A 9,885-nucleotide genomic window follows, 5' to 3' on the forward strand; every position below is an offset into this window, starting at 1 on the left:
TCTTTAAAACTGGCGGCATGATCACCATTTCTCTGGGTAACCTGTTCACTGGCTTATTACTGGCTTAAATATGAAACTGCATACACTCTTTGCTGCTGTTCTTTTTGCGACGATGGGCACCGCATTTGCACAGAATGCAACGTCGCAGGATGGCGTCAAAATTGGTGGCAACTCTCTTTTAAGCAAATTCGCTCCGGTCGGCGCGCTGGAAAACCAGGCTGCGACGCAGTATGCACAAACCATGCAGCAAGCTGAAAAGCAACATGCGCTGGGACCCGATAATCATCCGCAAGTATTACGGTTACGTGCGATTGCCAATAAGCTGATCCCCTATTCTTTAAAATGGAATGAGCGAGCGAAGCAGTGGAAGTGGGAAATTAACTTGCTGGGATCCAAGCAAATCAATGCCTATTGCATGCCCGGCGGTAAGATTGCCTTTTATTCCGGGATTCTGGATACCCTGAAACTGACTGATGACGAAGTCGCGATAGTCATGGGGCATGAGATCGCCCACGCCTTACGCGAACATGGTGCCGAAAGAGCAGTGAAATCGAGCGCCGCTAATTTATTCGTCAAAGGGGTCGAGATTTTTGCCGGAGCGAAAGGATATGATCCGAATATCGCTGGTTCGATTGCAGGCGGTGCCGCAAACATGACCATGTTGAAGTTTTCCCGCGATAATGAAACAGAAGCGGATATTGTCGGGCTCGATATTGCGGCACGTGCCGGTTACGACCCTCGCGCCGGGGTTGCTCTTTGGCAAAAAATGGGCATGGTTAATAAAGGTGCCCCGCCGCAATGGCTGTCCACCCACCCCGCTGGGCAGAACAGAATTGCTGAAATTCGCCGCCACTTACCGGAAGTGATGCCTTTGTATGCGAAGGCGAAAGCATTGTCTCTGAATGGCATTGCGCCATATCGGACCAACGTCAAAGGTATTGATCCTGTTACCTATCCATAGTTTCTATGCCTGTGGCAGCCGTTCACCGCCACCGGGATTTTTCTTCATCTGAAAGAAAAGTTTCTTTTCAGGCATCTCAAAAATAAAAATTGCGCAGATTTCACCCAAAGTAAGCAGATTCGCTAAAAAAAGCACATCTGTTGTGCATTTGTGACATTTTCATGCATGGAAAACCACGATGTCATCGTCCTTTCACAATTGGGTGTAACACTTTGTAATGTTGAAAAAATTATGTGATAGACTATTTTCACATATCAATATACAGCTGATTCACTCGAATTTACTTGTCCGGTCAGCACACAAAAATCAACAGTGTCATATAAAAATAGACGATAGAACCTGGTGTCTGTTTTTTTAAAACCAAAAGAGCAATCGTTTGCGTATCAGCCAATTTATGTTTTTCAGCGGTCGCAATCGATTGCGTGTTGAAATCAGGCATAAAAAATGCATTACACCGTTGCTCGTAAGCTTTTTGTATCGCGGTTGCAGGTTGAAGTTTTTATAAAGCCAGTGTGTTGGCACTAAAGTGTGGTGATGGAGATGTCATCAAGCGGTGTTAAAAGCTTGAGATGATGAACAGGGTTCAGCGCAATTTTATTTTATTTACCGTAATTTGATCCGGGAGCAGTCAATGAAACAATCTACGAAGCCTTCAGCGTTTCCATCACGTTTGTCGATGGTCGCGATTGCATGCCAGTTGGCATGCATGGGTATTTCCACTGCGCAAGCACAGGAAGTTAGCAACGAACAAACAAGCTCAACACAAGTCACTATTACCGGCAAAAAAGTCGGTATGGGTTTGATGGTTCAGGAAAATGCGCCAAAAGCACGCAGTACAATTACTGCAGAAGAGCTGGCAAAACAACGTCCTACCGGTAATGCGTATGAAGCGCTGGAACTGATGCCTGCGGTCAACAGCTACAACTATGACGCAACTGGTTTGTTCGGCGGTGGCCTGACTCTGCGTGGATTTAACAGCGATCAGATCGGTGCAACGATCAATGGCGTACCTGTTAATGATTCCGGTAGTTTTTCAGTGTATCCACAAGAGTTTGTGGATCAGGAAAATACCTGCACACAGTTCGTCACACAAGGCTCGACTGACGTTGATTCTCCACAAATCGGTGCAACTGGCGGTAACTTTGGTATTACGACATGTGACCCTTCCAAAGAGAAGCGTTTCCGCGTAATGCAAACTGTTGGCGGCCTGAATCTGTCCAAAACTTATCTGCGTTACGATACAGGTATGCTGTCGGATAACCGTTCCCGTTTGTTCATTTCCTACTCTCATGCGCAAGCTGATAAATGGAAAGGTGATGGCGGAGCTAAACGTGATCACGTCGATTTTGGCTTCCGTACAGACTTCGATAAATTCAACTCTATCAGCGGCGTTGTTCTTTACAACCGCGCGATCAACCAGAATATCAGTTCATTCAGCCTGGCTGATCTGAACAAAAATGGTTATTACTACGATTATTCTACGAAATTTATTGGTCATGTGACGCCGACCAAAGGCAAAGCAGACAACGATCCTAGCCAAGCCAATGCTGATTCTTTTTATAAGTTGACACAGAATCCGTTCGAAAACGTGATTGCCTCTGTCACTGGGAAAATGCGTATCGGCGAAAACACCGACGTCAAAGTTATTCCTTACTACTGGTATGGTTACGGTAATGGTGGCGTTCAACAAAAACTGGTTTCCGAAGTTGGTTTCCTGAACGTTGCAACTGGCAAGAATACCGGTGCAGTGGATCTGAATGGCGACGGTGATACGCTTGATAAAGTGATTGTTGCGAATGCGAGTGTGACACGCACAAACCGTCCTGGTATTACAGCTTCCGTTACCCATAACCTTGGTAATCATCAGTTGCTGGCTGGTTTCTGGTACGAACGTGCAACGCATGAGCAATTTGGACCGATGGTTTCTGTAGACGCTGCTGGTAACGCGAGCGACATCTGGTTGCAGAACGGCATGATCATGCGCCCTGATGGCACGCCTTATCAATCCCGTGACTGGAAAACAATCAGTACGGCATATCAATTCTTCGCTCAAGACACCATCAGTCTGTTAGACGACAAATTGCAAGTCAACATTGGTGTACGTGCGCCAACGATGAAGCGCGATTTCACTAACTATGCGAATGAAGGTTCAAGCTCGGGTACGACATACAATATTTCTAAATCATATTCAGAAGTATTGCCACAATTAGGTGCTCGCTACCAGATCGACAACAATAATCAAGTGTTCGCAAGTTTGGCTAAAAACATGAAAGCGCCGCCAAACTATGTTTACTCGACAACGAACAACGTTGTACTGGTCAACGGTGTTCCAACGATGCCGGTTGATGTGAAAGCAGAGACATCGGTGAACTTGGATTTGGGCTATCGTCATCAAAGCGACAAACTCACAGGTCAGTTCACGGTATATTCTGTTGATTTCCGTGACCGTCAGGCGACTGCGTACGACGTAATCAGCAACACCAGCAGTGTTACTAGCGTTGGTAAAGTGAAGACCAAAGGTTTTGAAGTTGAACTGGGTAATACTCCAGTCAATGGCTGGTCTTTCTACAGCTCAGTTGGTTACGCTAAGAGCGAAATTCAGGATAACCTGATCGCAAGCAAAACTGCCGTATTGCCAACAGCAGGTAAAGAAATGACATTGACGCCAAACTGGAAAGCAGGCTTGAGCGCACAGTATGAGACAGCAGTATGGTATGCACGTCTGAAAGCCAAATATACAAGCAGCCAATGGGCAACGATGACTAATGATGAATTGGTTCCTAGCTACACATTGCTTGGTCTGGACGCTGGTTATCAGTTCGCAAACACTGGCTGGTTGAAAAAACCAACAGTACGTCTCAGTATCAGTAACCTGACAAACGAGAAATATCGCAATCCATCCAGCTTCAACGTGACAAATGCTCAGGCATATGGCACAGCAGCTGCGAAGACTGTGTTTTACTACCTCGGTGCACCACGCTTCACATCTGTCACATTCTCCGCAGATTTCTAATCTCGTGAATGCGCAGTTGCTGTAGTCAGTTTCAAGGTAAAGCAACGACAATTCAGGCCTGCAACGATTTCTTGTTGCGGGCCTTTTTTATTTGATAGTGGCAAAGATATGAATAAATTCAAACTCATCAGCCTTGCTGTTCTTGTCGCCATCGGCGGCTGCTCGACAACGTCAGACAAGAATGCCGGACTTAGCAACATCACCATTTTCAGTATTAATGATTTTCACGGCAATCTGCAGTCTGATCAGCCTGTACCTTATCTGGCAAGCAAGGCAGATGTTGCTAATCCGGGTAAAACAGTGAATGTTCCCTCTGGCGGTTATGCTTATCTGGCGGCGAAGTTAAAAGAGCGTCGCGCAGCGGTGCCATCCAGCATACTGGTAGGGAGCGGTGATTTGATGGGCGCATCTCCTATGGGCTCGGCATTGCTGAAAGATGAGCCAGTGATCGAAGCCTTGAATCAGCTTGACCTGACGGTAACAGCAGTCGGAAATCACGAGTTCGACTCCGGCACGGCTGATCTGATGCGTAAAATTAAAGGCGAATGTGCTTCCTCTGGCTGCGCGTATGCGGATTTTCACGGTGCCAGATATGCGTATCTCGGTGCGAACGTCTATGAGCAGGGCAGCAATACACCCTGGCTGACACCTTATGTGATACGCCAGGTCGGGAATGTGAAGGTCGGCTTTATCGGCGCGGTGACGTCCGATGTTCCTAATCTGGTGGCTGGTGACGCGATTAAACGCCTGCGTTTTGACGATGAGGCGGCGTCTATTAACCGTTATGTACCTGAGCTGCAAAAGCAAGGTGTGAATGCGATTGTTGCGCTGATTCATGAAGGTGCTAGCTACAAAGGTGCTGAAAACGATCCGACTTATCGTTGCGAAGGTTTGCAAGGGCCGATTATCGATATCACTAAAAAGCTCGATAAAGCCATATCGTTGGTTGTCTCCGGTCATACTCATCAAGGCTATACGTGCAAAATTGATGGTCGCCTGGTTGTGCAAGGGCGTAGCTATGGCGCGTTTCTGACAGAGTCCACGCTGACCATAGATCGCAACACCAACACGGTGGTGAATGCTGTCGCTATCAATCACCTGATTGATCAACAGCAAATTAAAGCCGATGCAACGGCGCAGCTGCTGGTAGATAAAGTGGCGACACAAACGGCGGCGTTGCGCCAGCGTCCGGTCGTTACGATAGACAAAGCATTATTACGGTCGAGTGAGTCAGGTCGTTTCGACAGTGCATTAGGTAACATCATCGCCGATGCACAACTGCATTACGCTCAGCATTATGGTGGTGCTGACATTTCGTTGATGAATGCAGGTGGAATACGCAGTGATTTGCCATCCGGCAGTCAGAAAACACCGATTAATGTCACTTTTGGCGATTTGTACGCGGTGCAGCCATTTGGGAACAACATCGTACGAATGACATTGTCGGGCGCCCAATTATTGCAGGTACTGCAGCAGCAGTGGGCCGGTGGACGCCCTGCAGAAGAGCCGAAAAAACTGTTTGTCTCGCACGGTCTCAGCTATGTCTGGAATCCGGCAGCGGCGATAGAGCAGCGTATCACCGACGTTAAGATCAAAGATAAAGCGCTTGATCCGACGCAGCAATATCAGGTGGTCGTGAATAATTTTCTGGCGGATGGCGGTGATGGCTTCAGCGTATTGAAGCAGGGAACCGATAGGCAACTGATAGGGCGCGATCTGGATGCGTTTGAATCATATATCCGTGAACGCGGTGACCGCATTACCGATGTGCAGCTGGATCGTGTGCAGCGCCGTTAGTCGCACGACTCATCAGGAAAAATTGCGATAAATTTAAACTGTTCTCCTAATATCTGTGCGGGTTTCCAGTCATTTTGGCTTGGAAACCCGCTTTTTTATTAGGACTATCGAATTAAACGTAGCTGATAATCAGCGGCGAATGGTCAGAAAAACGCTGTTCTTTGTAAATGGACGCAGTGTGTGCTTTCGCTGCGATACCCGGCGTTGCGACATGGTAGTCAATTCGCCAACCAACGTTATTGGCCCAGGCCTGACCACGATTGCTCCACCATGTATAGGCTTCGCCCGTGGTTTCAGGATGCAGGCGGCGATACACATCAACCCAGCCTTGCTCGTCTAATAAACGCGTCAGCCACGCGCGCTCTTCAGGTAAAAAGCCGGAGTTCTTTTGATTGCTCTTCCAGTTTTTCAAATCGATTTCCTTGTGGGCGATATTCCAGTCACCGCAAATCACCAATTCCCTGCCTTCAGCCATCAGCATTGCCAGATGTGGAAAAAATTCATCCATAAAGCGGAATTTTGCTTCCTGTCTTTCCGGTGATGATGATCCGGAAGGGCAATAGACAGAAATCACCGAAACATCGTCAAAATCACAACGTACATAGCGGCCTTCAGGGTCGAATTCTGCACTGCCAAACCCGATATGTACCGCGTCTGGTTTTTTCTTGCTATACACACCAGCGCCGGAATAGCCTTTTTTTTCAGCATAGTGAAAGTGCCCGTGATAACCGTGCGGATTCAGAAAATCAGCCGTCATATCCGGCGCCTGCGCTTTCAATTCCTGCACGCAAACGATATCCGGGCTTTCTTTCCCCATCCATTCAAAGAAACCTTTTTTTGCTGCAGAGCGAACGCCGTTTAAGTTGGCGGAAACGATTTTGGTCATATTGTGACGATGTGATGATCAAATTTTAAAAAAATTAAGAAATAAGACCTAACTTAGGTACAAAAAATGATGTAATGATTCAGACAGGACGGATCATGTATAAAACAGTCGGATTATACGTGACCTGACTGTAATGTCCGTTAGCGCATTCTATAAGAGCGAACAGGTATAATTCACGTTCTTAGTTACTCGCGAAGTTCACACATGTTATCTGGTGGTGTTGATAATGCCAATAAAGCACTAATTAAATAAGCAAATGTAACTTTTCTTGCTTGTATGGAGTTTGGTAAGCACCCTATTCGATAAATTCCATCATCTGAGTAACGAACCCTATAAAATCGTGCGTTTTGAAAATATCAGTCCATCTTATTCGAAGCGCGTCTTTAGATCCTAATGACTAAATTTTCAATTTCTCCGTTTTTTGCACTGAAATCTCTCTGGTCGCATCGCCGTCTGATTGCAGATATGGCGAAGCGTGATGCTTTGGGTAAATATAAGGGCTCTTTTCTTGGCGTGTTTTGGTCCTTATTAACGCCAGTGTTTATGCTTGCAATCTATACCTTTGTGTTTAGCGAAATTTTCAAGGCGAGATGGACTGCTACCAGCACATCAAAGACAGAATTTGCCATTGTTTTATTCGCCGGCATGATCATGTTCAATTTTTTTGCTGAGGTAGTTAATCGGGCTCCTGGTTTGATTTTAAGTAATCCCAATTTTGTAAAAAAAATTGTTTTTCCTCTAGAAATTCTTTCGTGCATTAATTTGTGCTCAGCGTTATTTCATCTCGTAGTTAGTGTGATCGTTTTACTGATATTTCAATTAATTGTATTTGGTCACATTCCATGGACCGTATTACTTTTGCCCATGGTGATTTTTCCGCTGGCGCTGATTTGCCTCGGATTGAGTTGGTTTCTGTCAGCTATTGGTGTGTTCTTGCGTGATGTAGGGCAGACCATAGGCATTTTTGTTACTGGTTTAATGTTTCTTTCACCAGTTTTTTTTCCTTTATCAGCAATACCTGTGGATTGGCAAATGGTGGCTAATTTGAATCCTATGGTTTTTCCGATTGAGATGGCGCGCCAGATACTGGTCTGGGGAAGCCAACCTGATTGGCTTGATTGGATTTTGTACCTATGTGTATCAATTTGCATAGCTTGGGCGGGCTTTGCTTGTTTCCAGAAAATTCGCCGGGGATTTGCTGATGTCATCTAAGTTCGCTATCAGTGTCAGAGGGGTGAGTAAGTGTTATCAGATTTACGATCAACCGATTGACCGCTTAAAACAAGGAATAATCGCTTTTGCGGCAAGAGTTTGTCCCAGTCGGAAAATCAGAGATCGCCTGTCAGTCTGGGCTCAGAGATGTGCCAGACAGTATTGGGCGCTTGAAGATATTAGTTTTAATTTAAAAAAAGGCGAAACTTTCGGCATTGTCGGTCGCAACGGATCAGGTAAAAGTACCTTGCTCCAGATTTTGTGCGGAACATTGAGCCCAACTCAAGGAGAAGTGCAGGTCAATGGCCGGGTAGCGGCTTTATTGGAGCTTGGGTCCGGTTTTAATCCCGAGTATTCTGGCCGAGAAAATATTTATATGAATGGCCAGTTGCTGGGATTGAGCAGACAAGAGATCGATGAGCGGATTGACGATATTATCGAATTTGCGGATATTGGTGACTTTATCGATCAGCCAGTTAAAACATATTCAAGCGGCATGTACGTACGTGTTGCTTTTGCTGTTATCGCTCATGTGGATGCAGACATATTAGTGATTGATGAAGCGTTGGCGGTGGGCGATGCTTTTTTTACGCAAAAATGTATGCGTTTTTTGCGTAAATTTATGAATAGCGGCACCATATTGTTTGTAAGTCATGATACGGCAGCAGTTAAAAATTTATGTCAACGCGCTATCTGGCTTGAAAAGGGGAAAATACAGGCCAGTGGTACTGCGAAAGAGGTATCTGAACGTTATTTGCAGGCATTCTATGAAGTGGCGCAAGGAAAAAGTAGTTCAACAAAAATGCTTACATCGCCTCAAGTACTTCAGCTCGCAAAAAAGTCAAGGGGGAGGAGAGATGCGCGTTTGGCTTGGATTAATCAGAGTAATTTAAGGAATGACATTCAGGTTTTTGAGTTTGATCAAAATGCAAGCAGTTTTGGAACAAAAGAAGCCAGAATCAGCACAGTTGAATTTTTCGATGAAGACGAAAATCCGTTAAGCTGGATTGTCGGCGGTGAAATAGTTCAATTGCACATCAGTGCATTTGTGACACAGGATATTTTCTCTCCTATCATTGGCTTTTATATCAAGGACAAGTTAGGTCAGATTCTGTTTGGCGATAACACTTATCTTACTTACCATGATGCACCACTGAGTGTTGCAGCCGGTAACGAAATAGAGGCTGTGTTTAGTTTCATGATGCCTATTTTGCCAAAAGGCGATTACTCAGTTTGTGCAGCAATTGCTGTTGGCACGAATGAAAACCATACCCAATTAGAGTGGGTACATGATGCGATGATTTTACGTTCAGAATCATCGCATGCGACAACAGGTTTGGTTGGTGTACCTATGCAAGGAATTGAGATTAAAACAATCTCTTAAAATATATTATTTAAAGTTAAAAATTATGCATACAAGTTCAATGGATAAAATGAGGGCATTTAGAGATAAATACCTCGCAGCAAAAAGAGATCAAGAAATCAGCATTCTTGATATTGGTAGTCAGGAAGTTCACATCAATGGTAGCTACAAGCCCCTGTTCAGCGATGAACCGAAATGGAAATATCAAGGTTGTGACATGGTCGCGGGCAACAACGTTGATATTGTCTTGACGGATCCGTACAACTGGAGTCAGATACCATCGAATTCAGCTGATGTCGTCATTTCCGGTCAGGCGTTTGAGCACATAGAGTATTTCTGGATCACGATGATGGAAGTCGCAAGAGTGCTTAAACCAGGTGGTTATGTCTGTATTATCGCTCCATCCTCTGGCTACGAACATCGTTATCCGGTTGATTGTTGGCGTTTTTATCCGGATGGCTTTAGTGCTCTTGCCAGATACGCCAGATTGAATCCGCTTGAGTCTTATACTCAGTGGGAAGATTCTCCGCTCTATGATGACCATACAAATTGCTGGCATGACTCTGCTTTAATTGCGCAGAAACCGGCTGGTTCTACCATCCGGGATAGCTTAAGAAGATTTTTGATTCAACTTAGCCGCAAGCTATAGAAAA

The 9,885-nt window shown here is 45.3% G+C and carries 7 protein-coding genes; 6 read left to right on the top strand and 1 reads right to left on the bottom strand.

The window, feature by feature from the left end:
- Nucleotides 1-70 precede the first annotated feature (70 nt).
- The 3 genes from H8K38_RS08170 to H8K38_RS08180 all read left to right on the top strand — a co-directional run bounded on the left by H8K38_RS08170 (nucleotide 71) and on the right by H8K38_RS08180 (nucleotide 5,771).
- Nucleotides 71-961, top strand: a complete 891-nt coding sequence (locus H8K38_RS08170; RefSeq protein WP_186884327.1) for a M48 family metallopeptidase — start codon at nucleotides 71-73, stop codon at nucleotides 959-961.
- Nucleotides 962-1,592: 631 nt separating this feature from the next.
- Nucleotides 1,593-3,974 (top strand): TonB-dependent receptor, encoded by a 2,382-nt coding sequence (locus H8K38_RS08175; protein WP_186884328.1) that lies wholly within the window; start codon nucleotides 1,593-1,595, stop codon nucleotides 3,972-3,974.
- Nucleotides 3,975-4,082: 108 nt separating this feature from the next.
- Nucleotides 4,083-5,771: a bifunctional UDP-sugar hydrolase/5'-nucleotidase gene (locus H8K38_RS08180; protein WP_186884329.1), complete on the top strand. Its 1,689-nt coding sequence runs from the start codon at nucleotides 4,083-4,085 to the stop codon at nucleotides 5,769-5,771.
- A 112-nt stretch (nucleotides 5,772-5,883) separates the two neighbouring features.
- On the opposite strand, the gene H8K38_RS08185 is transcribed toward H8K38_RS08180, so the two are convergent.
- Nucleotides 5,884-6,657 (bottom strand): exodeoxyribonuclease III, encoded by a 774-nt coding sequence (locus H8K38_RS08185; protein ID WP_186884330.1) that lies wholly within the window; start codon nucleotides 6,655-6,657, stop codon nucleotides 5,884-5,886.
- 393 nt (nucleotides 6,658-7,050) lie between these two features.
- Between H8K38_RS08185 and H8K38_RS08190 the strand changes: the two genes are divergently transcribed.
- Genes H8K38_RS08190 through H8K38_RS08200 form a run of 3 tightly spaced genes read left to right on the top strand, consistent with a single transcriptional unit; the run spans nucleotide 7,051 to nucleotide 9,881 of the window.
- Complete coding sequence (locus H8K38_RS08190; RefSeq protein WP_186884331.1) at nucleotides 7,051-7,869, top strand: ABC transporter permease; 819 nt, start codon at nucleotides 7,051-7,053, stop codon at nucleotides 7,867-7,869.
- Nucleotides 7,859-9,253, top strand: a complete 1,395-nt coding sequence (locus tag H8K38_RS08195) for an ABC transporter ATP-binding protein (RefSeq protein ID WP_186884332.1) — start codon at nucleotides 7,859-7,861, stop codon at nucleotides 9,251-9,253. Before H8K38_RS08190 ends, H8K38_RS08195 begins: the two co-directional genes overlap by 11 nt.
- Nucleotides 9,254-9,278: 25 nt before the next feature.
- A complete protein-coding gene (locus H8K38_RS08200) occupies nucleotides 9,279-9,881 on the top strand; it encodes a methyltransferase domain-containing protein (RefSeq protein WP_222610804.1) in 603 nt (200 codons plus the stop codon).
- The last annotated feature ends 4 nt before the right edge of the window (nucleotides 9,882-9,885 follow it).

It is taken from the genome of Undibacterium sp. FT79W (assembly GCF_014284215.1).
Lineage (GTDB): Bacteria > Pseudomonadota > Gammaproteobacteria > Burkholderiales > Burkholderiaceae_D > Undibacterium > Undibacterium aquatile.

What these genes read in the sequence shown, in the direction of transcription:
- H8K38_RS08170 (WP_186884327.1), top strand. Translation starts at nt 71, where the DNA reads ATGAAACTGCATACACTCTTTGCTGCTGTTCTTTTTGCGACGATGGGC.
- H8K38_RS08175 (WP_186884328.1), top strand. Translation starts at nt 1,593, where the DNA reads ATGAAACAATCTACGAAGCCTTCAGCGTTTCCATCACGTTTGTCGATG.
- H8K38_RS08180 (WP_186884329.1), top strand. Translation starts at nt 4,083, where the DNA reads ATGAATAAATTCAAACTCATCAGCCTTGCTGTTCTTGTCGCCATCGGC.
- H8K38_RS08185 (WP_186884330.1), bottom strand. Translation starts at nt 6,657, where the DNA reads ATGACCAAAATCGTTTCCGCCAACTTAAACGGCGTTCGCTCTGCAGCA.
- H8K38_RS08190 (WP_186884331.1), top strand. Translation starts at nt 7,051, where the DNA reads ATGACTAAATTTTCAATTTCTCCGTTTTTTGCACTGAAATCTCTCTGG.
- H8K38_RS08195 (WP_186884332.1), top strand. Translation starts at nt 7,859, where the DNA reads ATGTCATCTAAGTTCGCTATCAGTGTCAGAGGGGTGAGTAAGTGTTAT.
- H8K38_RS08200 (WP_222610804.1), top strand. Translation starts at nt 9,279, where the DNA reads ATGCATACAAGTTCAATGGATAAAATGAGGGCATTTAGAGATAAATAC.